The organism is Acidobacteriota bacterium (assembly GCA_003225175.1).
In the GTDB taxonomy this organism is placed as follows: Bacteria; Acidobacteriota; Terriglobia; order Terriglobales; family Acidobacteriaceae; genus Gp1-AA112.
Genome location: QIBA01000051.1, coordinates 26,331 through 53,086 on the forward strand (window position 1 = coordinate 26,331; position 26,756 = coordinate 53,086).

At 55.4% G+C, this 26,756-nt stretch carries 29 protein-coding genes; 14 read left to right on the forward strand and 15 right to left on the reverse strand.

Translation table 11 applies throughout. The annotated features are described in order from the left end of the window. Positions 1-51 precede the first annotated feature (51 nt). The 13 genes from DMG62_14245 (at position 52) to DMG62_14305 (ending at position 14,535) form a co-directional block, all read left to right on the forward strand. Positions 52-1,224 carry a hypothetical protein gene (locus tag DMG62_14245; protein ID PYY22255.1) on the forward strand — a complete coding sequence of 391 codons (1,173 nt, stop codon included), beginning with the start codon at positions 52-54 and terminating at the stop codon, positions 1,222-1,224. 2 nt (positions 1,225-1,226) lie between these two features. Then, positions 1,227-1,520 carry a hypothetical protein gene (locus tag DMG62_14250; GenBank protein ID PYY22302.1) on the forward strand — a complete coding sequence of 98 codons (294 nt, stop codon included), beginning with the start codon at positions 1,227-1,229 and terminating at the stop codon, positions 1,518-1,520. 292 nt (positions 1,521-1,812) lie between these two features. Continuing rightward, positions 1,813-2,217 carry a hypothetical protein gene (locus DMG62_14255; GenBank protein PYY22256.1) on the forward strand — a complete coding sequence of 135 codons (405 nt, stop codon included), beginning with the start codon at positions 1,813-1,815 and terminating at the stop codon, positions 2,215-2,217. Between the two features lie 102 nt (positions 2,218-2,319). Beyond that, entirely contained in the window at positions 2,320-3,576 is a 1,257-nt protein-coding gene (locus DMG62_14260) for an RNA polymerase subunit sigma-24 (protein ID PYY22257.1), read from the forward strand. Positions 3,577-3,771: 195 nt separating this feature from the next. Then, positions 3,772-5,799 (forward strand): hypothetical protein, encoded by a 2,028-nt coding sequence (locus DMG62_14265; GenBank protein PYY22258.1) that lies wholly within the window; start codon positions 3,772-3,774, stop codon positions 5,797-5,799. Then, complete coding sequence (locus DMG62_14270) at positions 5,750-7,783, forward strand: hypothetical protein (GenBank protein ID PYY22259.1); 2,034 nt, start codon at positions 5,750-5,752, stop codon at positions 7,781-7,783. Before DMG62_14265 ends, DMG62_14270 begins: the two co-directional genes overlap by 50 nt. A 256-nt stretch (positions 7,784-8,039) precedes the next feature. Then, positions 8,040-9,188, forward strand: coding sequence for an NAD(P)(+) transhydrogenase (Re/Si-specific) subunit alpha (locus DMG62_14275; protein PYY22260.1), 1,149 nt, complete (start codon positions 8,040-8,042; stop codon positions 9,186-9,188). Between the two features lie 13 nt (positions 9,189-9,201). Beyond that, positions 9,202-9,549 carry a pyridine nucleotide transhydrogenase gene (locus tag DMG62_14280; protein PYY22261.1) on the forward strand — a complete coding sequence of 116 codons (348 nt, stop codon included), beginning with the start codon at positions 9,202-9,204 and terminating at the stop codon, positions 9,547-9,549. Beyond that, on the forward strand, positions 9,546-10,916 hold the full coding sequence (locus DMG62_14285; protein PYY22262.1) for an NAD synthetase: 1,371 nt from the start codon (positions 9,546-9,548) through the stop codon (positions 10,914-10,916). The genes DMG62_14280 and DMG62_14285 overlap by 4 nt, the downstream gene beginning before the upstream one ends. Positions 10,917-11,080: 164 nt before the next feature. After that, positions 11,081-12,235, forward strand: a complete 1,155-nt coding sequence (locus tag DMG62_14290) for a hypothetical protein (GenBank protein ID PYY22303.1) — start codon at positions 11,081-11,083, stop codon at positions 12,233-12,235. Between the two features lie 250 nt (positions 12,236-12,485). Beyond that, positions 12,486-12,827: a PilZ domain-containing protein gene (locus DMG62_14295; protein ID PYY22263.1), complete on the forward strand. Its 342-nt coding sequence runs from the start codon at positions 12,486-12,488 to the stop codon at positions 12,825-12,827. Between the two features lie 73 nt (positions 12,828-12,900). Then, positions 12,901-13,905 (forward strand): hypothetical protein, encoded by a 1,005-nt coding sequence (locus tag DMG62_14300; protein ID PYY22264.1) that lies wholly within the window; start codon positions 12,901-12,903, stop codon positions 13,903-13,905. 114 nt (positions 13,906-14,019) lie between these two features. Continuing rightward, entirely contained in the window at positions 14,020-14,535 is a 516-nt protein-coding gene (locus DMG62_14305; protein PYY22265.1) for a hypothetical protein, read from the forward strand. Here DMG62_14305 and DMG62_14310 read toward each other — a convergent pair. The 4 genes from DMG62_14310 to DMG62_14325 all read right to left on the reverse strand — a co-directional run bounded on the left by DMG62_14310 (position 14,510) and on the right by DMG62_14325 (position 18,806). Further along, positions 14,510-14,965: an NUDIX hydrolase gene (locus tag DMG62_14310; protein ID PYY22266.1), complete on the reverse strand. Its 456-nt coding sequence runs from the start codon at positions 14,963-14,965 to the stop codon at positions 14,510-14,512. The two genes, DMG62_14305 and DMG62_14310, sit on opposite strands and share 26 nt — an antisense overlap. Before the next feature lie 33 nt (positions 14,966-14,998). Further along, entirely contained in the window at positions 14,999-15,571 is a 573-nt protein-coding gene (locus DMG62_14315) for a hypothetical protein (GenBank protein PYY22267.1), read from the reverse strand. 23 nt (positions 15,572-15,594) lie between these two features. Beyond that, the gene (locus DMG62_14320; GenBank protein ID PYY22268.1) at positions 15,595-17,973 is read right to left on the reverse strand and encodes a hypothetical protein; all 2,379 of its coding nucleotides are present in this window, start codon (positions 17,971-17,973) and stop codon (positions 15,595-15,597) included. A gap of 170 nt (positions 17,974-18,143) precedes the next feature. Next, a complete protein-coding gene (locus DMG62_14325; GenBank protein ID PYY22304.1) occupies positions 18,144-18,806 on the reverse strand; it encodes a nitroreductase family protein in 663 nt (220 codons plus the stop codon). A 74-nt stretch (positions 18,807-18,880) separates the two neighbouring features. Between DMG62_14325 and DMG62_14330 the strand changes: the two genes are divergently transcribed. Then, positions 18,881-19,432 (forward strand): isoprenylcysteine carboxyl methyltransferase, encoded by a 552-nt coding sequence (locus tag DMG62_14330; GenBank protein ID PYY22269.1) that lies wholly within the window; start codon positions 18,881-18,883, stop codon positions 19,430-19,432. A gap of 5 nt (positions 19,433-19,437) precedes the next feature. Here DMG62_14330 and DMG62_14335 read toward each other — a convergent pair whose 3' ends face one another. The 11 genes from DMG62_14335 to DMG62_14385 form a co-directional block, all read right to left on the reverse strand. Continuing rightward, positions 19,438-19,683 (reverse strand): hypothetical protein, encoded by a 246-nt coding sequence (locus DMG62_14335; protein ID PYY22270.1) that lies wholly within the window; start codon positions 19,681-19,683, stop codon positions 19,438-19,440. A gap of 223 nt (positions 19,684-19,906) precedes the next feature. After that, positions 19,907-20,404: a 50S ribosomal protein L17 gene (locus tag DMG62_14340; protein ID PYY22271.1), complete on the reverse strand. Its 498-nt coding sequence runs from the start codon at positions 20,402-20,404 to the stop codon at positions 19,907-19,909. Positions 20,405-20,572: 168 nt separating this feature from the next. Further along, a complete protein-coding gene (locus DMG62_14345; protein PYY22272.1) occupies positions 20,573-21,640 on the reverse strand; it encodes a DNA-directed RNA polymerase subunit alpha in 1,068 nt (355 codons plus the stop codon). 251 nt (positions 21,641-21,891) lie between these two features. Continuing rightward, entirely contained in the window at positions 21,892-22,521 is a 630-nt protein-coding gene (locus DMG62_14350; GenBank protein PYY22273.1) for a 30S ribosomal protein S4, read from the reverse strand. A 190-nt stretch (positions 22,522-22,711) separates the two neighbouring features. Further along, positions 22,712-23,149 (reverse strand): 30S ribosomal protein S11, encoded by a 438-nt coding sequence (locus DMG62_14355; protein PYY22274.1) that lies wholly within the window; start codon positions 23,147-23,149, stop codon positions 22,712-22,714. A 2-nt stretch (positions 23,150-23,151) separates the two neighbouring features. Beyond that, the gene (locus DMG62_14360; protein ID PYY22275.1) at positions 23,152-23,538 is read right to left on the reverse strand and encodes a 30S ribosomal protein S13; all 387 of its coding nucleotides are present in this window, start codon (positions 23,536-23,538) and stop codon (positions 23,152-23,154) included. Between the two features lie 9 nt (positions 23,539-23,547). Further along, positions 23,548-23,661, reverse strand: a complete 114-nt coding sequence (locus DMG62_14365) for a 50S ribosomal protein L36 (protein ID PYY22276.1) — start codon at positions 23,659-23,661, stop codon at positions 23,548-23,550. A gap of 21 nt (positions 23,662-23,682) precedes the next feature. Continuing rightward, positions 23,683-23,901 carry a translation initiation factor IF-1 gene (locus tag DMG62_14370; GenBank protein ID PYY22277.1) on the reverse strand — a complete coding sequence of 73 codons (219 nt, stop codon included), beginning with the start codon at positions 23,899-23,901 and terminating at the stop codon, positions 23,683-23,685. Between the two features lie 22 nt (positions 23,902-23,923). Beyond that, positions 23,924-24,676, reverse strand: coding sequence for a type I methionyl aminopeptidase (gene map / locus DMG62_14375; protein ID PYY22278.1), 753 nt, complete (start codon positions 24,674-24,676; stop codon positions 23,924-23,926). A gap of 208 nt (positions 24,677-24,884) precedes the next feature. Further along, a complete protein-coding gene (locus tag DMG62_14380; protein ID PYY22279.1) occupies positions 24,885-26,276 on the reverse strand; it encodes a preprotein translocase subunit SecY in 1,392 nt (463 codons plus the stop codon). 14 nt (positions 26,277-26,290) lie between these two features. Then, positions 26,291-26,734, reverse strand: coding sequence for a 50S ribosomal protein L15 (locus DMG62_14385; GenBank protein PYY22280.1), 444 nt, complete (start codon positions 26,732-26,734; stop codon positions 26,291-26,293). Positions 26,735-26,756: the final 22 nt, after the last annotated feature.

The window sequence follows — 26,756 nt, forward strand, 5'->3', positions numbered from 1 at the left end:
TCCGTCGTATCAGTGGACTGGGCAACGACCTAACTTCATAAGGAGCGAAGAATGAGTAAGGTGCGGGTTTTGGTTGGTACGCGCAAAGGTGCGTTCGTTCTGACGGCAGATGGAAAACGGGAAAAGTGGGAGGTAAGCGGTCCGCACTTCTCCGGTTGGGAGATGTATCACCTGAAGGGGTCGCCTGCGGATCCGAATCGCATTTACGCTTCGCAGACGAGCGGGTGGTTTGGACAGGTGATTCAGCGATCGAATGATGGTGGCAAGACGTGGGAGTCTCCGGGCGGCGGGCTTACCGCTGAGGGCGGCAGGCCGAAGGTGAGCAACAAGTTCGCGTATGACACCTCGGCCGAGACGGGCAAACCTCTTACGACGCACCAGTGGTACGACGGGACTCAGCATGCCTGGGAGTTCAAGCGCGTTTGGCACCTTGAGCCTTCGCTTACTGATTCGGACACGGTCTATGCCGGCGTTGAAGATGCTGCCATCTTCCGCTCGACCGACGGAGGAAGTTCATGGCACGAGCTGCCCGGCCTGCGCGGCCATGGCACAGGACCAAAATGGCAGCCGGGGGCAGGCGGAATGTGTCTGCACACGATCATTCTTGATCCCAGCAATCCCAAACGGATATTTATCGCGATCTCTGCGGCCGGAGCGTTTCGCACGGATGATGGCGGCAAGACGTGGAAACCGACCAACCAGGGACTCCATTCCCAGTACATTCCCGATCCGAAAGCGGAAATTGGGCACTGCGTTCACCACATGGCCATGAACCCGAAGCGTCCAAACGTGCTCTTTATGCAGAAGCACTGGGACATCATGCGCAGCGACGATGCCGGCGATTCCTGGAAAGAAGTGAGCGGGAACATCCCCACTGACTTTGGCTTCGTAATCGACATTCACGCACACGAACCCGACACGATCTATGTTGTGCCCATCAAGAGCGATGCGGAACACTTCGTGCCGGAAGGCAAGTTGCGTGTCTATCGTAGTCGCAGCGGCGGAAATGAGTGGGAGCCGCTCACCAAAGGCCTGCCGCAAAAAGACTGCTACGTGAACGTGCTGCGTGATGCCATGGCCGTCGATTCGCTTGATAAGTGCGGCATTTATTTCGGGACGACAGGTGGACAGGTGTACGCATCGGCCGACGCGGGAGACACCTGGGCTCCGATTGTGCGGGATCTTCCCGCCGTGTACTCAGTGGAAGTGCAGACGCTGTCGTGAAGATCCGAGTCGAACTCCCCCAGCATCTGCGCACGTTGGCGAAAACAGGCCGAGAGGTGCAGCTCGAAGTCCAGCCCCCGGTGACGTTGCGCTCCGTACTCGACGCACTCGAAGCGAAGTATCCGATGCTGCGTGGCACTATCCGCGATCACGTCACGCTGCAGCGCCGGGCGTTCTTGCGCTTCTTCGCATGCGAACAGGATTTGTCGCATCAGTCGCCGGACGCTCCCCTGCCGGATGCGGTTGTCTCGGGCAAGGAGCCCCTTCTGGTGATCGGCGCCATTGCGGGCGGTTAACCTTACGTGGTTCCGGCCGCTCTCGGCCGGTACAAGGCTGACGATGTCCACACGCTGTGGTGAGATAAGAAATTAGCGGAATGCCATACAACGACGGAGTATCGCAATCGCTAAGCGCCAAAGAGCTATCAGCCTCGTACCGCCCGGGGGCCGGCACCACTAGTCAAAACAAATTATGTGAACTGTCGATTTTCAACGTGGGCGTTCGCCGTGTAAGTGAGGGCAGGAAGAACCGGGGAGAGCGCTCGGAGATCCAGCTCAAACTCAAAATCGAATTGAAGGAGATGTCACCATGCCGCGATTTCTATCGATTTATAAAACTGTTGAGAGAACCTCGCCTCCATCCCCCGAAGAGATGGCCCGAATGGGAAAGCTGGTTGAGGACGGCTTCAAGAGCGGTTTTCTGGTCGCAACTGAAGGGTGCTTGCCGACCACATTAGGCGCGCGCGTCAGGCTTTCACAGAACAAATTTAGCGTTACCGACGGGCCCTTCACGGAAGCGAAGGAGGTCGTCGCCGGCTTCGCGATCCTGAATGCGAGTTCGAAGGAAGAGGCGATCAAGTTGACGAAGGATTTCCTCCAGGTGGCCGGTGAAGGCGAATGCGAGATTCGCCAGATCTTTGAACCAGGCCAGGGCTGCCCAGGGTTGGCGACTGACGCGGCGGATAACAAAAAGGAACCTGCTCTAGCGAGCTAATTGAGCCAGACCGATTTAGGGAGGGCCGGGACGGAATCCGTGCCTCCCTGAACAGCTCTCTGGCTTGCGCCTTCGGTGCCGAAGATGGTGTGATGAGTAGCTGTGACTGTTACGGACACCCATCGCGCCATCGACGCGGTCTGGAAGATCGAGTCAGCTCGACTGATCGCGGGACTCACGCGAATCGTGCGCGACGTCGGAATTGCCGAAGACCTTGCCCAGGATGCTCTGATCTCAGCGCTCGAGAGCTGGCCCAAATCCGGAATTCCAGAGAATCCCGGGGCCTGGCTCATGGCTGCAGCGAAGCACCGAGCCATCGACTTCTTCCGCAGGAACAAACTGCTGGAACGCAAGCACGAAGAGCTGGGTCGTGAGCTTGAGGCGCAGGAGATGGCTGTACCGGATCTGAATGCCGCAATCGACGACAACGTCGGCGACGATCTGATGCGGCTGATGTTTATCTCCTGCCATCCGATTCTCTCCACAGAAGCGCGAACAGCGCTCACGCTCCGCCTGCTTGGCGGTCTTACGACTGATGAAATTGCGCGCGCGTTCCTGGTGCCGGAAGCGACGGTTGCACAGCGCATCGTTCGCGCCAAGCGAACGCTATCCGAGGCTCACATCCCTTTTGAGGTCCCTCGCGGAGCAGAGCTCGCTTCGCGGCTCTCGTCGGTACTCGAAGTCATTTACCTCATCTTCAACGAGGGCTATTCGGCCACGGCGGGCGACGATTGGATGCGTCCCGCTCTCTGCGATGATGCGCTGCGCCTCGGCCGAATCCTGGCGGAACTCGCTCCAAACGAGCCAGAGGTGCATGGCTTGGTTGCTCTGATGGAAATCCAGGCATCGCGCTCACGTGCACGAGTTGGTCCGTCAGGGGAGCCGATTCTGCTGCTGGATCAGGACCGCAGCCGCTGGGATCAGCTCCTCATCCACCGAGGATTCGCAGCTCTCGAGCGAGCCGAGAAGCTCGGCGGCGCCGGACCGTACGTCCTTCAAGCCTCCATCGCAGCATGCCATGCACGTGCCGGGAGGAGCAACGAGACTGACTGGTCACGCATTGCGACGCTTTACGCTCGACTGGCTGAACTGACATCGTCTCCAGTTGTGGAACTGAACCGCGCGGTTGCGCTCTCGTTCGCCTCCGGTCCGGCCGCGGGGCTGGAACTGGTCGACAAGCTCACCTCAGAACCTTCGCTGAAGAGTTATCACTTGTTGCCCAGCGTCAGGGGGGATTTGCTGAAGAAGCTCGGCCGCCTCAACGAGGCGCGGATAGAGTTTGAGCGCGCTGCCACCCTTACGCGCAATGCCCGTGAGCGCAAGCTGCTTCTTGATCGTGCAACCGCCTGCGGAAATTAGCTCCTGAAGCTAGGTGCTTGACAGGTGTAGGCAGTCCTTAATCAAGGTTAAGGCCAATCTCTGAGCAACAAGTATCATCTAATTTCCCACTTTGGAAACTAAGGGTTAGGGCGGTTCCTCCCATTACGTTAGGCCGAACCCCTCTTGTGAGTACGCGGATTTTCGCGGTATAACTTTCCTATTTGGCCCAGCCCTATGGGGCTGCTTTTCCCAGTATTTCCTGAGGTTCCTGGAATGAATTTCGTACCAATTCGTCGACTCTTGCCGGTTAGATTTGTCCTCGTCGTTGTGTTGGCGCTCTCTTGCCGCAGTTTTGCGTTCGATGACTGGCGTCCTATTTCGCAGGAAGAGCTCAAGATGACCAGCGAACCGCAAGCTCCGGGAGCTCCGGCCATCATCTTGTGGCGCCAAGTAGATCGCGACGATCGTGGGCACACTCCTCACGAAGTGGACTACATCAGGATCAAGATTCTTACCGAAGAAGGCCGAAAGTACGCCGACGTAGAGATTCCCTTCTCCAAGAGCATTGGAAATGATGTGGTGCATATCAGCGCGCGAACCATCGAGCCAGACGGGTCGATAACAAACTACGATGGCAAGGCATTCGAAAAGTACATTGTGAAGGCCAAGGGAGTGAAATACATGGCGAAGACCTTCACACTCCCTAACGTCCAGGTTGGCAGCATTATCGAGTACTACTTTACGGTTGATCTCGCCGAGTACAAGATCTTCGACTCGCATTGGATTCTGAGTCACGAGCTGTTCACGAAAGACGCCAGCTTCTCGCTGAAACCGTACACGAGCAGCTATTACCCGATCAACATCCGCTGGAGTTGGCAAGGATTGCCGCCTGGAACCGAGCCTCCGAAGGAAGGCCCGGATCACGTGGTTCGCATGCAGGCGCACAATATCCCTGCGTTTCACACCGAAGACTTCATGCCTCCCGAGAATGAGTTGAAGTCGCGGGTGGACTTCACTTACAGCGACGAGCTTCCGGAGAAGGATGCCAAGGAGTTCTGGAAGAAAAAAGGCAAGAAGCTGAATGGTTCCGTAGAGAGCTTTATTGGTAAGCCCAAAGCAATGCAGCAGGCGGTAGCCGAGATTGTTTCGCCAAACGATTCTTCCGAAGTGAAACTGCAGAAGATCTATGCCAAAGTGCAGCAACTTCGGAACACTTCTTACGAGGTTCGCAAGACTGAGCAGCAGCAAAAGCGCGAGAAAGAAAAAGAAGCGGCCAACGTCGAGGAGGTTTGGAAGCGGGGTTACGGCGATGGAGTACAGCTGACCTGGCTATTTCTGGCTCTCACACGTGCAGCTGGCTTTGAATCGTACGGCGTGATGGCGTCGGATCGCCGTAACTACTTTTTCAATCCCATTGTGATGGATGCATACAAGCTGGACGCAAACGTCGTGCTGGTGAAGCTTAACGGCAAAGAGATGTACTTCGATCCGGGAGCGGCGTTCACACCCTTCGGAATGCTGGCCTGGTCAGAGACTGGCGTTCAGGGATTGCGTCTCGACAAGGATGGCGGTACCTGGGTTCATACAACTTTGCCCGAAAGCTCAGAGTCACGCATTGAGCGGAATGCTGCTTTGAATTTGTCAGAAACCGGCGATCTGGAAGGCAAGCTCACTATCACCTTTGTAGGCCTCGAAGCCATGCAGAGGCGTGTAGAAAAACGGAATGAAGATGAGTCGGAGAAGCAAAAATTTCTCGAAGACGAGGCCAAGGAGTACGTTCCTGCCGCGAGTGAAATCGATTTGACCAATAAGCCAGACTGGGGCAGTTCTTCCACACCCTTGGTTGCGGAATACAAGGTAAGGATTCCCGGATGGGTTTCCGGAGCAGGACGGAGAGCGATGCTTCCCGTCGGTATCTTTACCGCGTCGGAGAAGCGCGTGTTTGAACACGCGCAGCGAGTGCATCCGATCTACTTCGAGTATCCGTTTGAAAAAATCGACGATGTAAGCATCATGCTTCCAATTGGCTGGCAGGTGAGCAGCCTTCCTCCTGCCAAGACTCAGGATGCCAAGGTTGTTCTCTACTCACTGAAAGCTGCGAACGACAAAAACACAATTCATCTGAATCGGAAATTGAAGGTTGACTTGTTGTTGTTGGAGCCGAAGTACTATCCGGCACTGCGCAATTTCTTTCAGGTCGTGAGGTCAGGAGATGAAGAGCAAGTTGTCTTACAGCCGGTGGGCGCCAGTGCAAGCAACTAAGCGCAGTACTACAGCAGTTCTATTTTGGGTCGTAGCCAGCGTTCTCACGTTTGTGCCGCAGCTCGCTGCGTCAGGAGACGCCCCTTCGTGGATGCATGCGCAGGTAAACGCGCCATTGCCTGCACACGACGAGAAGACCGACGCAGCGTTGCTCTACGGTGAGACGAATGTCAACGTCATCTCGAGTGACAAGATCAAGATTACTGTTCGTAGGGCGTACAAAATCCTGCGTCCCGGCGGTCGCGAATACGGCACCGTCGTCGTCTTCCTGAATTCCAACCGCAAGGTGACAAGCCTGCACGGCTGGTCCATTCCGGCACAGGGCAAAGACTACGAAGTGAAAGATAAGGACGCGATGGAGGTATCGCCGCCGAAGGTTGAAGGCAGCGAGCTGGTTGCAGATGTAAAGGCGAGAGTGCTCCATATACCGGCTGCCGATCCGGGAAATATTGTCGGATACGAGTACGAAGTTGAGGAACATCCCCTGCTATTGCAAAAGAGTTGGGATTTTCAGGAGGAGAATCCAGTTCGGGAAATCCACTACTCGCTGCAGTTGCCCAGCAGCTGGGAATACAAGGTGTCATGGCTGAACTATCCAGAGGTGAAGCCAACGCAGTCCGGATCAAATCAATGGCAGTGGGTGCTCACCGACATAAAGGGAGTTCGCAAGGAAGACGACATGCCGCCCATGGCGGGGCTCGTGGGACAGATGATCGTCTCGTTTTATCCGCCAGGCGGCGCCGGAATGAACGGCTTTTCGACCTGGCAACAGATGGGGACCTGGTACGCAAACTTAACCGCCGGACGTCGCGATGCGTCCGATGCGATCAAGCAGCAAGTCACGACGTTAACCACACAAGCTCCCAATCAGCTCGACAAGATGAAGGCCATCGCCAGATTCGTGCAACATGAGATTCGTTACGTCGCAATCGAGCTTGGCATTGGCGGCTGGCAGCCTCATCCTGCAACCGACGTCTTCTCGCATCGTTACGGCGACTGCAAAGACAAAGCCACGCTGATGAGCTCGATGCTCAGCGCGATGGGCGTGGAGTCTTATTACGTCATCATCAATACGGAGCGGGGATCGATTACGGCGGACACGCCTGCGCACAATGGTTTTGACCATGCGATTCTTGCGATCAAGCTGCCAGATGGAGTAAGCAGCCCAACGCTCGTTTCGACATTGCAACATCCTAAATTGGGAAGGCTGCTCTTCTTCGATCCCACGAACGAGCTGACTCCTCTTGGCCAAATCGGCGGCTACCTGCAAGCGAATTACGGCTTGCTGGTCACACCTGACGGTGGAGAACTTGTCGAGCTGCCGAAGCAGCCCGCGTCGCTGAACAGCATCCAGCGAACAGCAAAACTCACGCTGGATACAACTGGCAAGCTGCAAGGGACGGTTGAGGAAGTGCGGGTGGGCGACCGAGCGTGGTCGCAGCGGCATGCTCTGCGTACAGTTTCCAACAACGCCGATCGGTTGAAGCCGATTGAGAACCTCCTTTCCGGCTCGCTCTCGAACTTCCGGATTACGAAGGCGTCGATTGTGAACCTCAATATGAGCGACCAGCCCTTTGGCTTCAACTACGCATTCGAGGCCGATAACTATGCTAAGAATGCCGGCAACTTGCTCCTGTTAAGACCGCGCGTCTTCGGAAGCAAAACCCGGGGAATACTCGAAACCAAAGATCCTCGCCGCTTCCCCATTGAGTTCGACGGGCCGGTGCAAGACACAGACAACTTCGAAATCACTTTGCCTCCCGGATACGCAGTTGATGAACTGCCTCCTCCGGTTGATGCCGACTTCAGCTTCGCCAGCTACCATTCCAAAACCGAAGTGAAAGGCAACGTGATCGGATACACGCGTACCTTCGAAGTAAAAGAACTGAGCGTACCTGTGAGCAAAGCAGAAGAATTGAAGAAGTTTTATCGAATCATTGCCGGAGACGAGCGCAATACAGCCGTGCTGAAGCCAGCACAGTAAAGCGGCGACTTCGCCGCGTATGATTTCCCGATTTTGTCTGCAACACTGAAAATCCAATGGTCGCCGGCGAAAACAGCAGATCCCCCGCGCCGCAACACCAATTCTTTGACAAAGACCATGGTTGACGCGGCTCGAGGATGACACTTCTTGAGTTTATTGCCTCCATCGTGCTCTTGAACTTACGAATGTGGTTTCCTCCTTCCTAGTTAGCAATCTTGATGTTTTTCGCTACACTGTCGAACAGGTGAACTGACTGATGCGAGTTGCCGTCTTACGCGAAACCCTGCCCGGCGAGGCTCGGGTAGCATTGGTTCCTGAATCTATCAAGAAGCTGACTGCCGCCAACAACGAAATGTGGGTAGAGGCTGGCGCGGGCGAAGCTGCGGGCGTGAACGACGCGGATTACGAAGCTGCAGGCGCCCGGGTTACGTCTGATCGCACACAATTGCTTCCGGCTGCCGAGGTCTTGGTCTGTGTGCAGCGTCCAGCACCGTCTTATATGGCGGCGATGCGTCCGGGATCGGTCGTGCTTGGGTTCCTTCGTCCCTTGGATGAGCCCGGAGCTCTCGAGCCTGCTGTCGGACTCAAGCTCACTACATTTGCCGTTGAATTGATACCGCGCATCACGCGCGCCCAGGCAATGGACGCACTCTCATCGATGGCAACGGTTGTCGGTTACAAGGCTGTCTTGATGGCGGCCTCGAGTCTTCCGCGCATGTTTCCCATGCTGATGACGGCGGCGGGAACTGTCGCTCCAGCAAAAGTGCTGGTGTTAGGCGCGGGAGTCGCTGGTCTGCAAGCGATTGCAACGGCGAAAAGGCTCGGCGCAGTTGTGGAAGCCTACGACGTGCGCGCTGCCGCGGGCGAGCAGGTGAAGTCGCTTGGTGCGACCTTCCTTGAAGTCGATCTAGGCGGCATCGCGACAGAAGACGCGGGAGGATACGCGCGTGAACTCACTCCAGAAGCCCTTAAGCGCGGGCGCGATTTGATTGCAAAGCAAGCTCGCAACGCCGACGTGATAGTCACGACCGCGGCGGTCCCGGGCAAACATGCTCCACTCATGATGGACGACCAGGCGGTGCTCGCCATGAAGCGAGGATCGGTCATCGTCGATCTTGCCGCATCTACTGGAGGAAACGTCTCGTTGAGCCGTCCCGACGAAGTGGCAACGACTGCCAACGGCGTCACGATTTTTGCGCCACTGAATCTGGCGGCAACGGTTCCCTACCATGCCAGTCAGCTTTTTTCCCGTAACATGACTTCGTTTCTTCAGTTGCTCAGCAAAGATGGTCAATTGACGATTGACATGCACGACGATGTCGTGGGCCCTTCTTGCGTCACTCACCAAGGGCAGGTAGTGAATGCCCGTGTGGCCGCTCTCTTGGGCGAACCCGTAACCAGATAGTCGGAGGAAATGAATGGAGCAATTGGTTTTTGATCCGCGAGTTCTGATGGCCTCACTGTACGTATTTGTCCTGGCTGCGTTTCTGGGTTACCAGATTATTTCGCGAGTCCCTCCCCTGCTGCACACTCCGCTAATGTCGGCAACCAACGCGCTCTCGGCAATTTCGGTAGTTGGCGCGATCGTCGTCGCCGGACGCGGGCATGCCAATGAGAGCCCGGTCGCGACGTGGCTTGGCTTCATCGCCGTGATTTCCGCCTCGATTAACGTAATTGGCGGATTCATGATTACGGACCGCATGTTGAAGATGTTCAAGCGCGAGCCGCCCGTGAAGCCTGCCGGAAAGAAGGGGAACTCGAAGTGAATATCTACATCGAGTTCTGTTACCTCGGAGCTTCCATCCTGTTTGTCTTTGGACTGAAGGGACTCACGCATCCGGATTCTGCCCGGCGAGGCATGCTGCTTGCCGCAGCGGGAATGGCTGCGGCAATTATCGGGACGTTGTTCCATCCCGAAATCGTCACGCGAGAGTGGATATGGATTGGACTACTTATCGGCGGCTCGATTGGCGCAATCATGTCCATCTGGATGCCGATGACCGCTATGCCCGAGCGAACTGCGCTCTCGCACGCATTCGGTGCGTTGGCCGCTGCACTTGTGGGCATCGCGGAGTATGCGAATCATGGTGCCAGTCTCGGCCCACTGAAAGTTGGAGCACTCGGCTTCGAAATCATGCTTGGCTGCCTCACCTTCACCGGCAGCTTGATCGCCTTCGGAAAATTGTATGGAGCCGTGAAAGGCACTCCGATCACGTTCAAAGGTCAAAACATTTTCAACATGACCTTGCTCGCCGTGATGGTCGGATGCTTTGTCTTCCTGATTTACGACGCGAGCGCGGCGGCAGCTTTTTACATCATGATGACGCTGGCCTTCTGCTTCGGCGTCTTGCTCGTAATTCCGATCGGCGCCGCTGACATGCCGGTGGTGATGTCGCTACTGAACTCCTACGCCGGACTTGCTGCAGCCGCCACGGGATTCGTTCTCGGCAACAATGTTCTCATCATCGCTGGAACGCTGGATGGATTCTCCGGATTCATCCTTTCCGTGCTCATGTGCCGGGCAATGAATCGCTCAATGAAGAACGTCCTCTTTGGTGCTTTCGGAGCTGTCTCTGAAACCGCGGCAGGCGCAGTGACAGGAAGCATGCGAGAGGTCTCGCTCGAAGATGTCGCCACGCAACTTGCCTACGCCAAGCAGGTGGTCTTCGTTCCCGGATATGGCATGGCCACCGCACAAGCGCAGCACGCTGTGCGGCAACTGGCAAATCTTCTGGAAGCGCGGGGCGTGGGCGTGAAATTCGGTATCCACCCGGTGGCAGGCCGAATGCCGGGACACATGAACGTGCTGCTAGCGGAAGCAAACGTGCCTTACTCACTCCTCTATGAAATGGATCAGATCAATCCTGATCTCTCACAGACCGACGTCGCTGTAGTCATTGGCGCTAATGACGTGGTCAATCCCGATGCTCGCGATAATCCCAAGAGTCCCATCGCGGGAATGCCCATCATCGAAGTTGACCGCGCGAAATCGGTAGTGGTGCTCAAGCGCGGTAATGGCAAAGGCTTTTCGGGATTGGAGAATCCCCTCTTCTTCAAGCCTGTTACGGGCATGCTCTACGGCGACGCAAAGTCGTCTCTGACGAGCCTGACTCAGGCTGTGCAGGAAGTCTAGAGCAAGTTGCATAGTAAGAGGTAGAGACGTAGCATGCTACGTCTTCTCCATACTGTGAAGAGCGCCACATTTTTGCGGATTCTCCCGCAGCATGTTAGAGGCGCCCGCCGCGGCGGGATGCGTCTCTATTTTCGAGGCAGGCCGTTTGCTGGAACGAGGTTTTTATGCTCACCCGACGAAGCTTTCTGCAATCTCTTGGGGTAGGCGCAGCGGCTGGAGCAGCGCTTTCTTCTCCGTTTCCGCTTGCAGCTTTCGAGCCTTCTCGCTATGGACAAGCCGTCGGCGCCAAAACCGCGCTGGGCGCATCGCGCGCCAATGCGATTCTGCTCAACAGCAACGAAAACGCATATGGTCCGCTACCGAAGACCGTCGCTGCCATGCAGGAGGCGATCCGTTGGGCAAACCGTTATCCCGATTTCGACTATGACGGGCTGGTGTGGACGATCTCAGACCTGCACAAAATAAAGCCGCAGCAAGTAGTCACCGGCTGCGGATCGACTGAGATTCTGCGAGTAGCGGCTGCGGCCTTTCTCGGACCGGGGAAGAGATTGATCGTTGCCACTCCGACATTCGAGGCTATAGGTGAATACGCGGCGGCGACTGGAGCAGAAATTGAGAAAGTTCCGCTCACGAGCAGCTACGCTCACGATCTGGAAGCGATGCTGGCGAAGGCTGGTTCCTCCCCGTCACTTATCTATATCTGCAATCCGAACAATCCCACTGCCAGTCTGACGCCTCGCAAGGGGCTCGACGCTTTCATGAACAATCTGCCCGCAACCAGTTATATCCTCATCGACGAGGCCTATCATCACTTCGCTATAGAGTCGCCTGAGTACGCCTCCTTCCTTGATCAGCCAACGGATAATCCGCGCGTCATCGTGGCCCGAACCTTCTCCAAGATTTACGGAATGGCAGGCATGCGCCTGGGCTATGGGGTCACGACGATTGAGAACGCGCAGCGTCTGCGTATTTTCCAGACTCAGGACAACGTAAACATGATGGCCGCCCAAGGTGGGGTTGCCGGGTTGCAGGACACGGCCGAAATGCAGGCGGCGGTACGACGCAACGCCGCCGATCGGCAGGAGTTCTTTACACAAGCCGAGAAACGCGGTCTGAAAGCGATCCCCTCATTTGCAAACTTCGCCATGATGGATGCAGGGCGACCAGCAACTCAGGTCATGAATTACTTCAAGCAGAACGGGATTCTCATCGGCCGGCGCTTTCCTGGTATGGACAACTTCGTCCGCATTTCCTTTGGCAAACCTGTGGAAATGCAGAGGTTCTGGGCAGTTTGGGATCGCATGGGAAGGGCATCCTGAGTGGCTGCTGATGGACTTAGGGAGGGCACGGATTCCATCCGTGCCGGTTCAGGAAATGGCCCTTTCAAAGATTCAGCGGCTTCAGCACAGCTGAAAAGCCGCTGAATACACGAGAAGTTGAGGCAACACTTTTTTCGGCACGGATAGAATCCGTGCCCCTCCCTAAACCTGTCCTAAGTTCCCCGAATTGCCTTGACGGCAGGCGGTATCCGAGTCATTCTCATAAAGTCCCCGCGCGAGGTTAACTCTTATGGCAACATCAGCCACCAAGACCGAGCAGAGAACCAGCCGTCGGTTCGCACTCAAGCTACCGGTCTCGATCCGCTGCGAGAACGGACAGATCACCGAAGTACCGGCCGAAACGCGTGACGTAAGCGCCCAAGGCGTTTTCTTTTATACCGGTTCCAAGCTGTCTCATGGTTCCAAGGTGGAATTCACCCTTACGTTGCCTCCGGAGATCACACTCACGGAGAGCATCCGCGTGCGCTGCCGTGGACGAGTCGTTCGCATCGACGAGGCACGTCCGCACCAGACCGGTATCGCTGCGATAATTGAGCAATATGATTTCGTGCCGGAGACAGCCGACGCGTAAATTTTTGCCTCCAGCGCTGCACTACCCTCCCATGTCAAAGACCCTACGCCAAAGGCGTGGGGTCTTTGTTTTAATGGCTTGCCTAATATCCAGCATCGCGGGAGCACAGCGCATTGGCGACGTCTATGCCTCCGACGCGACGGTTAAGGGCAGCGTACGCTATACCTCGACCGGCTTGGAAGTCGATAACGGATCGGTGATCACGGCGGGACAGCATTCTGCCTCAGTGCGTCTGGCGCGTGGCGGCCAGGTGCGGATCTGTCCTGGAACAAACCTCACCGTCAACAGCTCGCCAAAGGGGCAGGAATTGATGTTCGCCATGAGTGCAGGATCGTTTGAAGGAGAATACGATCTGCCTCCTACTGCCGATGCGATTCTGACGCCGGATTTTCGCATTCTCATTTCGGGACCGGCAAAAGTGAACGTCTCTATCACCGCTCAATCGAACGGCGATGCCTGCGTGCGCTCGCACGGAGAAGACTCTTACGTCGTTATCTCCGAGCTGATGGGGGATGATTTCTATAGGCTACAGCCCAATGAGCAAGCCATCTTTCATCCGGGGAATGTGAAGAAGCCGGAGGTAAACGATACGGCGAACTGTGGATGTCCGGCTCCACCAGCGGTCAAGACTGCTGAAGTTGCGCCTGTGGCGCCGCGGGCGGAAGTTCCTGCGGCACCCGTTCCCTCGGCACCTGCCTCTCAAGTAGCTACTCCTTCGATCGCAACTCCTCCGCCGGAAACTCGTCCGGCGCCAACGCCACAACAAAAGGCGGCTGCGCTTGCCGCCGTCCAGAATGAACCGGCCGTGGCAGCCGCAGCCAGCGCGGCAGCCTCACTCCCGCAGCAGTCCGCAGCGCAAGTCCAGGTTCAGGTCGATGCCCCAATGGTTTTTCGTGGCGCCAGCACAGCCACAGACGGCGACGTGACCGCGACGCTCGCCCGTGTTCATATCGAGCGCTTACCCTGGCCTGAGACCCCAACCATCACTCCGCAGCCTCCCTCCGCGTCGAAAGCAAAGGTACAAACTAACGAGAAAAAGGGGTTCTTCCATAGGCTGGCAAAGGCTTTGTTTGGCTAGTTGGTTTTCTGAGTTGCTGAGACATCACTCGCTAATCCAGAGACATCGCATAGGAGGCGCCACTCTGAATCTGAGGGGAGGACAAGCATGAGCCTTCGAAGGCGGAGTCTCGTCTTGGCGGTCTTCATCTTTTTTTCCTGCTTTGGTCTTGCCCAATCGCCCGCAGCGCGAGGAGGGATCTCATACCATCCGTACGAGGCATCCGCCGCGTTTGCTCACATGCTTACTGATGGAAGCTACGGAAATGGTGTGAGTCTCAACGGATTTACGGCCTCCATCAGCGCTGGGGTCCTGCCTTCCGTACGCGGAACGGGAGAATTCGGGAACTACCGCGGCCACGGAGTTTCCTTAACTTCATTCCTTGCTGGACCGCAGGTCGGATTTCATATCTACCGATTTCAACCATTTGTTCGCGGACTCTTCGGACTTTCGCACACGAGTATCAACTCACGCGGTTTCGGGAATAGTTTCACCATCGCTACTGGCGGAGGATTGAACTATCCCCTGACCGACCAGCTGGCGATACGAGCACTTCAGGTCGACTACTTCCGGCCTATTGGCGGTGGATATCACGCTGCGGACTTCCTGCGTGTAGGCTGCGGGATCAGCTACGAGTTTGGAACGCGCTAGAGTTTCTGGCCGCGTTCAGACCCTTGTGAATCACATCGCGTGTCTCTGGTGTGATCCCCAATTCCTGTAGTTTTTCAAGAGGCACCCAGCGAATCTCGCTGACGTCCGTGCCTGGACAAGCCTCGCCCGATACGATGCGGCATAAGTAATCGATCACGACGAAGTGATATTGCACGCGCGAATCACCGTCGCGCAGGATGCGTTCGAAGACTTCGACTAAATCCAGTGGCTCGACGATGAGACTAGTTTCTTCGCGGATCTCGCGAATGAGCGCTTCTCTTGTAGTTTCACCGGTTTCAACGAGGCCGCCCGGAACGGACCACTGTCCCTGTAACGGAGGATGGCTGCGGCGAACCACGAGAACTTGTTCGTTTCGAACGATAACTGCGCCCACGCCAAGGAGAGGACGATCAGGATAATCGCGCTTCAAAGGAGAGTGGAATCCACGGTGACAATCGCACCGTCATGAGAAGAAATTTCGAGGCTGCAGATCAACGATCTTCCAACCTTTGTCGCCGCGTTCCATTTCGAAACGGAGCTGATCCCGCTTCCGGACGGGCTGACCGTCCGCCGCTCGCGGGAGTTCTTCCATCTCGAAGTCAATAAGTGCCACTCCCTTGCTTGCTTCCGTGCTGGTTTCGGAGATGCGGAAGTGAACGCGGAATGAATCATAAGTGCGAAAAAAGGTCATAATCTGCTGTTCAAAGTTGAGATATCCCGCCATCTTGCTGTCGTCGAATACTGAGAGCATCAACCGATCGCTGCGCCCTTCCAGGCCATCGGCCAGCTTTTCTAGCAGGCTCTGGGCGACAGCTTCAGAAAAAGTGGATGAAGCAGTTACATCGTCAATATTTCCTGTGTCTTTATTCTTTTTCTTTTTCTCCTTTTTGGCTTTGTTGCTCTGCTGCTGCGGATCCTGACGAGCCTCACTACTCTTCATACTAGCAGTACGTGAGGAAGTCCCTGACGTCTGATCCTGAGTAACGGCCGGGGTAGCAAAGACCAGAGCCGTCAGAAGAAGGACGAGTTTGCTCATGAGACTCTTCTCTGCTCCAGATACTACTTGGTCTTCATTGCGTACACACCGTCCCAATCAGGTTCTGGTGGCACGTCCATCAGCTCCTGCGAGCGCTGAATAAATGTTTCTGCGGGACCATCGTCGGAAAACTTCGCTTTGATCTTGCTGAACAAGTCAATTGCTTCGTGCCACTCTTGCCGGCGGTAGGCTGTAAGCGCCTCGGAAAAGCGCACGATGCGTTCAGTGTAGAACGATTCGTTTCGCGTCCAATCGAGCAATTCATAGATGGTCACCGGAACCGTCTTACCTTTAACTTTGATCCGGTCGATTTCGCGGAAAACATATTGCTCTTTCGCCGCGCGATAGGTCGCTTCGGAAACGACGCACTGGACGTGATATTCCTTGGTGATTCCCTCGAGACGAGAAGCCAGGTTCACGTTGTCGCCCATCACCGTCCACGAAAAGCGTTTCGAGGAACCCATGTTGCCGACATTCACTTCCCCAGTATTGATTCCAACTCCAATCGCGAGCTGTTTGCGGCCTTCAGCGTCCCACTTCATGTTTAACTGCTGAAGCCGCGTGCGCATATCCAGAGCGCAGGCGCAGGCACGAAGGGCATGATCATTCTGCGGGAACGGCGATCCCCAAAATCCCATAATGGCATCGCCGATGTACTTGTCGAGCGTTCCCCAGCGTTTGAAGAGGATGTCGGTCATCTCGCCCAGATACTCGTTAAGAAGGCGAACGAGCTCGTCCGGCGTCAGCCCTTCTGAGATCGTAGTAAACGACCGGATGTCGCTGAACATGACCGTAAGCTCTTGAGACTCACCGCCTGTCTTGAAATACTTCTTCGGGTTCTTCTCCATCAACGCGATGACGCCGGGAGAGACGTAGCGCTCAAAGGTCTTCCGGACCTTTCTCTTTTCGCGCTCTTCAAAGATCATGCGGAAGCTGGTGATGCTCGCATAATTTGCAACCAATGTTCCCGCAGGAAGAATGAAGCTTAACCACATCCCATAATGGGAGAACGCCAGGTACACAATAGCAGCGAAGATGCACAATGCAGGAAACAGACCAAGCGTTGCCGTCAGCGGTTTGGTGCGGCTGAACCAGTAGCCGAGACCGAGGCCGAAGGTGAGGATGAACAAGAGATCGATCGCCTCCTCCTTGTAGCCACGCGTTATGAAGCCGCGCCCTGGTTCAGCGGAATGAAGGATGTTGTCGATAACGTTCGCATGGATCTCCACTCCCATGTAATCTGCATCGTGAAAGGGCGTGGTGCGTGTGTCGCCAACGGCAACTGCTGTGGCGCCGAAGACCACTAGTTTGTTCTTGAATGTTCCCGGAGCAAATCGCCCATCGACCACATCAACCATCGGATAGTGCTTGTACGTCCTGTAAGGGCCAGCATAGTTCACCAGGACCGTGCCGTCTCGACTCGTGCGTAAGTTGTGCGAGCCGAGCTCGATATGATCAATGCCGTTTTCGGCGATATATGCAACGATATTTTCCCACTGTATGTTCTGGTATTGGCGTACAGCTTCAAGATCGAGCGACGGGTAAAACTGTTCGTCGTAATTCCCATATTTGTAACTGACCAGGAGAGGCGTTCTGCGGAAGGTTCCATCGGAGTCCGGAGTCTCGTTGAAGAATCCAAATGATCGGGCCGAAGCCGCGAGTATATCCAGATTCGCGTAGATCCCACTCGCGTTCAAATCACTATATTCGTTTGCCTCGGCGGTAATCTGTTTCCAAACTTGAGCCGGCGAGACTGCGCCTATCGAAATCACTTGCGGGAATGGATGAGCGGACAATGTCGCGAAATATTCCTGTGCCCCAGCGGCATCAACAGACTTAGCACGCTCGGCATCCAGAAAGAGATGACCTAGAATGACGTTCCCTGCGTCTTTCAGGGACTTGGCTAAAATCTTGTCGTTGTCGCTGGTTGCTTCAATTTCGCGAATCTTCTGAACTACCGCCGCATTTGCCTGGCCCTCAATACTCCTTTCCAACTTCTTCAAAGCGTCTACTGCTGAGTTCTTCTCCGGGAGAGGAAAATTGACGTCGAAGACAAGAAGCCTTGCTCCGTCCCTGCGCAGCTGATCGACCATCTTCGCGTACGCGTTGCGCGGAATGGGAAACGCACCAACCTTTTGTAGTGTTGTCTCCTCCAGGCCAACGATGACGATGTTCTCGTCATGAGAGCGCGCTCCTCGCAAGTTGAAGCGTGCATCCAGAGAGCGTGCCTCGACATTCTCGATAAAGCGTAGGCCCGCAGCATTCCGGCCGCTGATTTGGGTGTAGATGTAAATCGCGAGAGCAACAAAGGTGACGAAGATAGCCAATCCAAGATCAACACGTTTGATTCCCTTGCTTCGGGAAAGGAACTTTGCCAGGAGTTGTTGGATCTTTCTCTTCATAAGTGCTGATCGCTATTGCTCATCTCTCGAGGACGCTGCGCAAGCATTCTGGCGAGACGGGCCACCAAATGAGCAGACGACAACGCAAACCGGGGCAATTAGTGCGTTCCATATTCTCATGATTCCATGAGATTCCGAGGTCAGCAGTAGGAGATTTGGCGGTCTCAGGGTTAGAGAGGGAGCGGGTTTCCGAAGCGTTCGGCAAAAATTACGCGCTCTGAAGGGAATCGCCCACCATAATGCTTATCCTCGCCTTCGCAGTGGCCGATGGCAAGCAGACAAATGACCTCCATGCGGTCGGGAGCACCTACGACTGACCTAACCTTCTGTTCTTCGAACCCCTCCAACAATGCCGTGTCATATCCAAGGGCTTCGGCCATCAACATCATGGTGGTGAGCGCAATCATGACCTGACGGTTTAACCACATGGGCATGTTCTCATGCTCAGTGAAGTACTTCTCAATCACGTGGCGCATTTCGCCCGACTTTGAGGGATGAGCATACCCATGCTCGGCGCCGATCCGAATCATCGCGTCCAGATCGCCTTCTTGCCAGCCTAGCGGGTCCCCCAAAGCCACAATCACGACAGGAGCCTGCTCGACTTTTGGTTGATCATGCGAGGCCGCTCGTAACCTGCGGCGCTGCTCCAGAGTTTGGATGACGACAAATCTCCAGGGCTGGAGGTTGTACCCGCTAGGAGATTCCAAGCCAGCCACAACAATTCGTCTTAGATCCTCTTCCTGGATTGGGGTGGATGCGAAACGCGGCGTGGAGCGACGATCTGCGATCACGGCGCTGATTGTCTTCTCCCGACTTTGCTCAATCACCTTCATCTGCATATCTCCATTGGACGCAATGGTTGCTACGATGCTAGAGCGAGCTCGAACTCGACGTTATACTTCGTCGGATGATCCGGAGGTGCAGTGTGGGCCAACGGGTGTTCCTCGCTCTTCGCAGTCTGTTGTACGTAACCGGCTTTGCCCTGGTCTGGCTCTGGTTGATGCCACAGTGGATCAACCTTCGTACGTCGACCAGCTTTCCCTCACAAACTCCCTCACGACGGCTTGGGCTCATTCCCTTAGTATTGGGTGCAGTGCTTGCGTTCAACTGCTTTGCCAGATTTCTGTTTGCTGGAAAGGGTACTCCGGCTCCTTTTGACGCGCCTCGGCGGCTTGTAATCAGCGGACCTTACCGCTATGTGCGTAATCCGATGTACCTTGGCGCGGGGCTCGTTCTCACTGGCAGCGCAATCCTTTTCGCGAAATTTTCGGCCGTGCTGGCGGCCTATGCAGCGGCAATAATCGTCGTCGTGAACCTGTTCATTCTGTTCTACGAAGAGCCCACGCTTCGGCTGAAGTTCGGGGACGAATACTACGAGTACTGCAAGAACGTGCGGCGATGGACTCCACGCGCCACGGCATGGTATCCGGGCAAGAAGCAGGCGGTGGCAGAAGGATAACAGTACTAAAATGGGAGCGGATCCTTCTCGTCTCCCTCAATCTCCTGGCGTGCGGTTAAAAATTCCTCGCTCCAGGGCTTCCCATTGCATTTTGGGCACTCATCGATGATTCCACCAATGCTGAAGCAGTGATAGCACTCGTGGCCGGAGGCGTCCGCTGGAAACTTCTTGCATTTCGGACATACATCGTAGAACTCTCGTTCAAGCGCCTGATGATCATTGAATAACTGCAGCTCGCACAGCATGCACATAAGTCGGCTCCAAAAATGCGCCGAGCATTTTCGCACAGAGTTGGGCTGGTGCGCACCGTTAGAGACGTAGCATTCCACGTTTCAAACCATGCATTTAGGTACCTAAGTGCCATTCGGACTACTTAAGCCCGCGTAGTCGAGACGCAGCATGCAGCGTCTCGACCAAAACGGAGCCAAAAAAAGGCGCGGAGGTATCCACGCCTTTTTCACCGGTGTTAAAAATTTACTCTGACTTGGCCTCGCTCGCGGCTGGTCCGCCGCTGGCCTCAAGATTCGCTTGTTGCTCCTGCATTGCTTTCTCGATCTCCTCGCGGCGCTTGGCGCGTAGTTCCGCGCGTTTTTCGCGACGTTCGTCGAGAATCTTCTCGGAGCCGATGAGCTCGATGAAGGCCTTCTCACCGCCGTCGCCTTTACGAAAGCCCGTCCGCACAATGCGAAGATAGCCACCGTTACGATCGCCATAGCGGGGCGCTACTTCGCCAAAGAGGCGATCTACGGCCTCACGAGAAGTAAGAAAAGATGCGGCAAGGCGCCGCGCAGCTACATCTCCACGCTTGCCGAAAGTGATCATCTTCTCGACGTGAGGACGCATCGCCTTGGCCTTCGCCACAGTGGTTTCAATGCGCTCTTCGAGAATGAGAGAGCTCACCAGATTTCGCAGCAGTGCGCGACGATGGCTGGTGTTACGTCCTAATTTCCAAGTTGCTTTCAGATGACGCATGTGTATTCCTAACTTGCGATATTGTCACGCGAGCAGTGTCGCGCTTTAAACCAAGCACTCAGCACTCAGCTGTCAGCATTCAGCCGCTAAACTGCCTCGCCAAGTTAGAGTCATGCCGCCATGCAGTCAGCACTAGCTGAATGCGGAGTGCTGACGGCTGAATGCTTTTTAGAACCCGCCTGCTGGTTCTTCCTCGTCGAGTTCGTCTTCCGGAGTGGAATACGCGCCGGCCAATACAGCCGCCGGTGGCTGGCTGGTTGGACCGGGAACCGCATTTCCGTGCTCGTCGATCTTCATTCCCAGACTGAGACCCATCTGGGCGAGGATTTCTTTGATCTCGTTCAACGACTTGCGTCCGAAGTTCTTCGTCTTCAGCATCTCGGCTTCGGATTTCTGAACCAGTTCGCCGATCGTCTGAATGTTAGCGTTCTTCAGGCAGTTGTAGCTGCGGACCGACAACTCCAGCTCTTCGACAGAGCGATTGAGATTTTCGTTGCGGATCTCTGGCTTGCGATCTTCTGCGCTTTCAGCCTCGTGCTCTTCCTCGAAGTTGATGAAGATGCTCATGTGGTCCTTCACCAGCTTAGCCGCGAGACCGATCGCATCTGCGGGAACGACTGCGCCGTTGGTCCAGACTTCGAGAGTGAGCTTGTCGTAGTCCGTGATCTGGCCCAGACGAGCCGCTTCTACCGTGTAGTTGCACTTACGAACGGGCGAATGTACTGAGTCGATCGGGATGAATCCCAATCCGAGGTCCTCGTCGAAATTCTTATCTGCGGAGACATAGCCGCGTCCGCGCTTCAGACGCATTTCCATGTCGAGCTTTCCGCCTTCGCTCACTGTGGCGATGTAAATATCCTTGTCGAGGATCTCGACGTCGCCATCAGCTTCGATCATGCCGGAGGTGATCACGCCTGGCTGGTCGGTCTTCAGGTAGATCGCCTTGGGATTTTCGCTGTTTAACTTGAACGGAATCTGCTTGAGATTCAAGATGATGTCGGTGGCGTCTTCTACCACGCCGGGAATCGACTGAAATTCATGCAGAACGCCCTCGATGCGAACCGCGGTGATAGCCGCGCCTTCGATCGATGAGAGCAGAACGCGACGAAGCGCGTTTCCAATCGTGGTTCCGAAACCACGCTCAAACGGCTGCGCATAGAACTTGCCGTATTTATCAGTGAGCGTGTCGGTATCAGCGGCAAGCCGCTTTGGTTTTTGAAATCCCTTCCAGAGCATGTCTTTGTCCTTTTCCTTTAATTCAGTGAGCTGAAGTTTCCTGCGCGGCTAATGGCGTCGCGAAGCATTCTGCAACGGCCGCGCCGATGTCCTTTCGCGTTGGTGGTTAGTCTCCGGTTTATCGCATCGGGCTGTCGGCGATCAGCTTTCGGCTTCGGCCAGTCAACCCAGATTGCTCAGTTCAACAACTCTTAGAAGCGCCGCTAAAAGTGATTGCCCGAACGCCGAGTGCCGATAGCGAACAGCCTCTCTTACTTCGAATACAACTCAACGATCAACTGTTCGTTGACCGGCAAATTGATGTCCTCGCGCTTCGGCAACGCAGTTACGCGCCCTTTGTAGTTGTCGCGATCGACTTCCAGCCAGTTCACTGCCGGCTGATGACTGGTGAATTCTTTCGACGTCTCAAGCACAGTCATCTTTTTGCTGTTGTCGCGCACTGCGATCTCTTCGCCGACCGCAACCTGGTACGAGGGGATGTTCACCTTGCGACTATTGACTGCTACGTGCCCGTGCCGAACCAACTGGCGAGCTTGGCGACGGGAAATCGCGAATCCTAGGCGATACACGACGTTGTCGAGGCGACGCTCAAGTTGTTCCAGCAGCTTTGCGCCGGTTACACCCTTGGAGCGCGCGGCCTTCTCAAAGTAGTTGCGGAACTGCTTTTCCAGCGTGAAGTAGATGCGCTTCGTCTTCTGCTTCTCGCGGAGCTGCAAGCCATAGCCAACTACTTTGGCTTTGCGGTCTTTGCCATGTTGTCCAGGGGCGAAGTTGCGCTTCTCGACTGGGCACTTATCGCTAAAGCACTTCGTGCCCTTGAGAAATAACTTCATGCCTTCGCGTCGGCAAAGGCGGCAAACTGGTCCTTTATATCGTGCCATCGTTTCTCCAAACTTCGGATTATTGCGATCGGTTTACAGGCGGCACGCCCTTCCTCCCGATCAGAAAGCACTCAGCATTCAGCGGTCAGCATTCAGCCTCTGACCAGATCTTGCCGAGTAAGAAATCATTGTGTCCCCCATGCACTGCATTGGCTGAATGCTGAGTGCTGACGGCTGGCTGCTCGCGTCGTCAGACGCGCCTCCGCTTCGGCGGACGGCATCCATTGTGCGGGATCGGCGTTACGTCGCGGATCACACGCACTTCCAGTCCGGCTGCCGCAAGGGCACGAATTGCCGACTCTCGTCCCGATCCGGGACCACTCACGCGAACATCCACGGATCGCATGCCGTGATCCCGCGCCTGATTGGCGGCGTTCATAGCGGCCTGTTGCGCCGCGAACGGAGTTCCTTTTCGGGAACCGCGGAAGCCGAGCGAGCCGGAGCTTTTCCACGACACCACCTTACCCTCAATATCCGAGATGGTGATGATCGTATTGTTGAAGGAGGCTTGAATGTGCGCCAATCCGAACGGGACATTCTTGCGCTCTTTCTTCTTAAACTGCTTCTTCTTGCCCTTTTTATCGGGCGCTGCTGCAGCGCCGCCTGTTGTTGCTGCCGGTTTCGCCATGGTTATGTCTTAGCCGCCGCTTTCTTCTTGTTCGCCACTGTTCCTTTGCGTGGACCTTTCCGGGTACGGGCGTTGGTGTGTGTCCGCTGTCCGCGAACCGGGAGGTTACGACGATGACGGAATCCACGATACGAGCCGATTTCGATCAGCCGCTTGATGTGCATCGAAACATCTTTGCGGAGGTCGCCTTCGACGTTGCCTTCGCTTTCGATGACTTGGCGGATGCGATTGACCTCGTCTTCGTTCAGGTCCTGCACCTTCTTGTCCGGATCGACTTTGGCTGCTGCCAGAATGCGCGCCGAACGCGGATTGCCGATTCCGTAAATATATGTCAGCGCGATGACCACGTGTTTATTGCGCGGAAGATCGACGCCTGCAATGCGTGCCATATGTGTTCCTTATCCCTGCCGCTGCTTATGCTTGGAGTTCTCGCAGATCACCCGCACCACGCCACGGCGATGGATGATCTTGCACTTATCGCAAATCTTCTTTACTGAGGCTCGTACCTTCATGATTCCTTAGCTCTATTCGGTTTACTTATACCGATAAACGATTCGGCCACGGTTCAAGTCGTAGGGGGAAAGCTCCACTGCTACACGGTCACCGGGCAAAATCTTGATGAAATTCTTGCGCATACGTCCGGAGACATGAGCGAGAACCTGATGCTTGTTCTCCAGCTCCACCCGGAACATTGCATTGGGCAGCGGTTCCAAGACTACTGCCATTACTTCAATCGCGTCTTCTTTGCTCAATCGATCCTTAAGTATTCAGTTTCTATGCTGTCAAAATCACTGGGCCGTCTTTGGTTACAGCCACTGAGTGCTCAAAATGGGCACTCAAACTTCCATCAACAGTTACGGCGGTCCACTTATTATCGAGCAGCTTCGTGTCTGGCCTCCCGACATTCACCATCGGCTCGATCGCCAAGACCATTCCTTCACGAAGTCGAGGCCCGTGTCCTCGCGTTCCGTAATTGGGAACCTGAGGTTCTTCGTGTAGCTTAGTACCGATTCCGTGTCCTACGAACTCTCGAACCACGCTGAAGCCGTTGGCTTCCACCATTTCCTGTACCGCGGCGCCAACATCGCCGACTGTACTGCCGATCCGCGCCGTCTGGATCGCTCGCTCCAGCGAGGCCTTAGTCACTTCCAGCAGCTTCTTGATCTCCGGCCTAAGATGATTTCCTACCGGAACCGTCACCGCGGAGTCGGCGTAGTAACCATCCAGAACCACGCCACAATCGATCGAGACGATATCACCTTCCTTTAGCACGCGCTTCGGGGAAGGAATACCGTGCACAATCTCCTGATTCACCGACGTGCACAGCACGCACGGATAATCGTAATAGCCCTTAAACGCCGGCTTGGCTCCCAGCTCCTCGATCTTGGCGGCGGCTACTGCCTCCAAGTCCATCGTCGTAATGCCAGGCTTCACTGCTGCCACGGTTGCGTCGAGTACCTGACGAACGATGCGCCCACTGCGGCGCATCTTCTCAATCTCACCAGCCGACTTGCACATAATGGCCATCAGGCCACGCTCTCACAAAACACAGAATTCCGCACAGGCTCGTTTCCTCGTCGGAGAACGGCATCGGAACCTTCAGGCGTTAGATGAATCCGCCGGGGCGGACTGCCGAGGGCGGGACACGGACCACGTCCGGAGAGCCGTTGCAATATTTGATTATAACCGATGCACTTAGGACGCAGCCAGCTTCCGGCCATCGGTTTCCAGCTACTCACCATCGCCGCCCGCGAATCCGGCCACTCTTGGGAGTAAAGCCCTCATAGTGACGCATTACCAGCTGCGCCTCGATCTGATTCACGGTATCCATCGCGACACCGACGACAATCAGCAAGGAAGTACCGCCAAAGTAGAACGTGACGCCCAAGCCGTTGGTAAACCATGTCGGAAAGCGCTCGAAGAAATTTCCCAGCACGCCGGGCAGGTGGTTCAGGTGGATGCCGCCGATCATCCACTGCGGAATGATCGAGACAATGCAGAGATAGAGGCCTCCCACCAGCGTGAGCCGGGTAAGGATGCTATTCACATATTCCTGCGTGCGCTTGCCGGGACGAATGCCGGGAACAAACCCACCATATCGCCGCATATCGTCGGCCACCCGGGCCGGATCAAAGATGATCGAGACGTAGAAATAAGCGAAAAAGATGATGCCGATAATGTACAGAAACTCGTACAGCGGCTCGCCGCCACGCAGCTGATCGAAAATCCAAGAAAATCCACGGGTGTTCTTGAAGTATTGCCCCAAAAATAAAGGCGCGCTGAGGATCGACGAGGCAAAGATCACCGGCATCACGCCGCCAGCATTCACGCGGAAAGGCATGTATGTACTTTGTCCGCCCATCATCTTCCGTCCGACGATGCGCTTTGCGTACTGCACCGGAATACGCCGTTCGCTGCGTTCAACGAAGACGATGAACGCGACCACCACGATCATTACTGCAATCAGCAGCACCATCGCTGGCACCGTAAAGCCGCCCCATGCTTGTGTCTTTACCTTCTCGTATAGGTCGGCAATGCCGCGCGGCAGTCCTACGACGATTCCGGCAAAGATCAGCAGCGACATTCCGTTTCCGATGCCACGTTCCGTAATCTGCTCGCCCAGCCACATGATGAAAGCTGTTCCAGCCGTTAGCGTGATGACCGTCATCAAGATGAACCCAGGACCTGGATTGGTGACAAACTGGACGCCGCCAGAATTCTTCTGCAGCGTGATAGCGATACCAAATGACTGCAGGGCACCGAGAACAACGGTGAGGTAGCGGGTCCACTGCGTGATTTTCTTGCGCCCGAGCTCCCCTTCCTTCTGCAGCTTCGCCAATGGTTCGTAGACGACGGTCAGCAACTGCAGAATGATCGATGCCGTGATATACGGCATGATGCCCAGGGCAAATATCGTCAGGCGGCGCAGGTTGCCGCCGCTAAACAGGTCCACAAAGCCGAGCACGGTTCCACGCTGCTGGTCGAAGAACTGGGACAGCAGATCCGCATTAATACCAGGCGTAGGAATGTGACCACCCAGACGATAGACAGCCAGCATCGCCAAGGCGAACAGAACACGCGTCCGAAGATCCGGGACGCGAAAGATGTTCGCTAACTTCTCAAACATAGTGGACCAACTTCTTAAGCACCGCCGATGATTTCTGCCTTGCCGCCGGCTTTGGTGATTTTTTCCTGGGCAGACTTCGAGAACTTATGAGCCTGCACGTTAACCTTCTTCTTCAGTTCGCCATCACCCAGAACTTTGACCAGGGCGCCGTCCTTAACCAAACCGGCTTTGACCAGCGTTTCGAGCGTCACATCGCCTTCACCAAGTGAGGCAATCCGGTCGATGTTCAGGACCGTGTATTCGGTCCTGAAAATATTAGTAAAGCCGCGCTTGGGTAAACGACGGTGGAGCGGCATCTGACCGCCTTCAAAGCCACGCATCATGCGCGACCCAGAGCGGGAGCGCTGTCCTTTGTGTCCGCGGGTCGAGGTCTTACCCATCCCCGAACCCATGCCGCGTCCGACACGCTTCTTGTTCGAATTCGCCTTCTTGGGCGCTCGCAAATTGGAAAGATTCATAGTGTTCTCTTACTGCATGGCG

What these genes read in the sequence shown, in the direction of transcription:
- DMG62_14245 (PYY22255.1), top strand. Translation starts at nt 52, where the DNA reads ATGAGTAAGGTGCGGGTTTTGGTTGGTACGCGCAAAGGTGCGTTCGTT.
- DMG62_14255 (PYY22256.1), top strand. Translation starts at nt 1,813, where the DNA reads ATGCCGCGATTTCTATCGATTTATAAAACTGTTGAGAGAACCTCGCCT.
- DMG62_14265 (PYY22258.1), top strand. Translation starts at nt 3,772, where the DNA reads ATGGGGCTGCTTTTCCCAGTATTTCCTGAGGTTCCTGGAATGAATTTC.
- DMG62_14270 (PYY22259.1), top strand. Translation starts at nt 5,750, where the DNA reads ATGAAGAGCAAGTTGTCTTACAGCCGGTGGGCGCCAGTGCAAGCAACT.
- DMG62_14275 (PYY22260.1), top strand. Translation starts at nt 8,040, where the DNA reads ATGCGAGTTGCCGTCTTACGCGAAACCCTGCCCGGCGAGGCTCGGGTA.
- DMG62_14280 (PYY22261.1), top strand. Translation starts at nt 9,202, where the DNA reads ATGGAGCAATTGGTTTTTGATCCGCGAGTTCTGATGGCCTCACTGTAC.
- DMG62_14290 (PYY22303.1), top strand. Translation starts at nt 11,081, where the DNA reads ATGCTCACCCGACGAAGCTTTCTGCAATCTCTTGGGGTAGGCGCAGCG.
- DMG62_14295 (PYY22263.1), top strand. Translation starts at nt 12,486, where the DNA reads ATGGCAACATCAGCCACCAAGACCGAGCAGAGAACCAGCCGTCGGTTC.
- DMG62_14300 (PYY22264.1), top strand. Translation starts at nt 12,901, where the DNA reads ATGGCTTGCCTAATATCCAGCATCGCGGGAGCACAGCGCATTGGCGAC.
- DMG62_14315 (PYY22267.1), bottom strand. Translation starts at nt 15,571, where the DNA reads ATGAGCAAACTCGTCCTTCTTCTGACGGCTCTGGTCTTTGCTACCCCG.
- DMG62_14320 (PYY22268.1), bottom strand. Translation starts at nt 17,973, where the DNA reads ATGAAGAGAAAGATCCAACAACTCCTGGCAAAGTTCCTTTCCCGAAGC.
- DMG62_14325 (PYY22304.1), bottom strand. Translation starts at nt 18,806, where the DNA reads ATGAAGGTGATTGAGCAAAGTCGGGAGAAGACAATCAGCGCCGTGATC.
- DMG62_14330 (PYY22269.1), top strand. Translation starts at nt 18,881, where the DNA reads ATGATCCGGAGGTGCAGTGTGGGCCAACGGGTGTTCCTCGCTCTTCGC.
- DMG62_14335 (PYY22270.1), bottom strand. Translation starts at nt 19,683, where the DNA reads ATGTGCATGCTGTGCGAGCTGCAGTTATTCAATGATCATCAGGCGCTT.
- DMG62_14340 (PYY22271.1), bottom strand. Translation starts at nt 20,404, where the DNA reads ATGCGTCATCTGAAAGCAACTTGGAAATTAGGACGTAACACCAGCCAT.
- DMG62_14345 (PYY22272.1), bottom strand. Translation starts at nt 21,640, where the DNA reads ATGCTCTGGAAGGGATTTCAAAAACCAAAGCGGCTTGCCGCTGATACC.
- DMG62_14350 (PYY22273.1), bottom strand. Translation starts at nt 22,521, where the DNA reads ATGGCACGATATAAAGGACCAGTTTGCCGCCTTTGCCGACGCGAAGGC.
- DMG62_14355 (PYY22274.1), bottom strand. Translation starts at nt 23,149, where the DNA reads ATGGCGAAACCGGCAGCAACAACAGGCGGCGCTGCAGCAGCGCCCGAT.
- DMG62_14360 (PYY22275.1), bottom strand. Translation starts at nt 23,538, where the DNA reads ATGGCACGCATTGCAGGCGTCGATCTTCCGCGCAATAAACACGTGGTC.
- DMG62_14365 (PYY22276.1), bottom strand. Translation starts at nt 23,661, where the DNA reads ATGAAGGTACGAGCCTCAGTAAAGAAGATTTGCGATAAGTGCAAGATC.
- map (PYY22278.1), bottom strand. Translation starts at nt 24,676, where the DNA reads ATGGCCATTATGTGCAAGTCGGCTGGTGAGATTGAGAAGATGCGCCGC.
- DMG62_14380 (PYY22279.1), bottom strand. Translation starts at nt 26,276, where the DNA reads ATGTTTGAGAAGTTAGCGAACATCTTTCGCGTCCCGGATCTTCGGACG.
- DMG62_14385 (PYY22280.1), bottom strand. Translation starts at nt 26,734, where the DNA reads ATGAATCTTTCCAATTTGCGAGCGCCCAAGAAGGCGAATTCGAACAAG.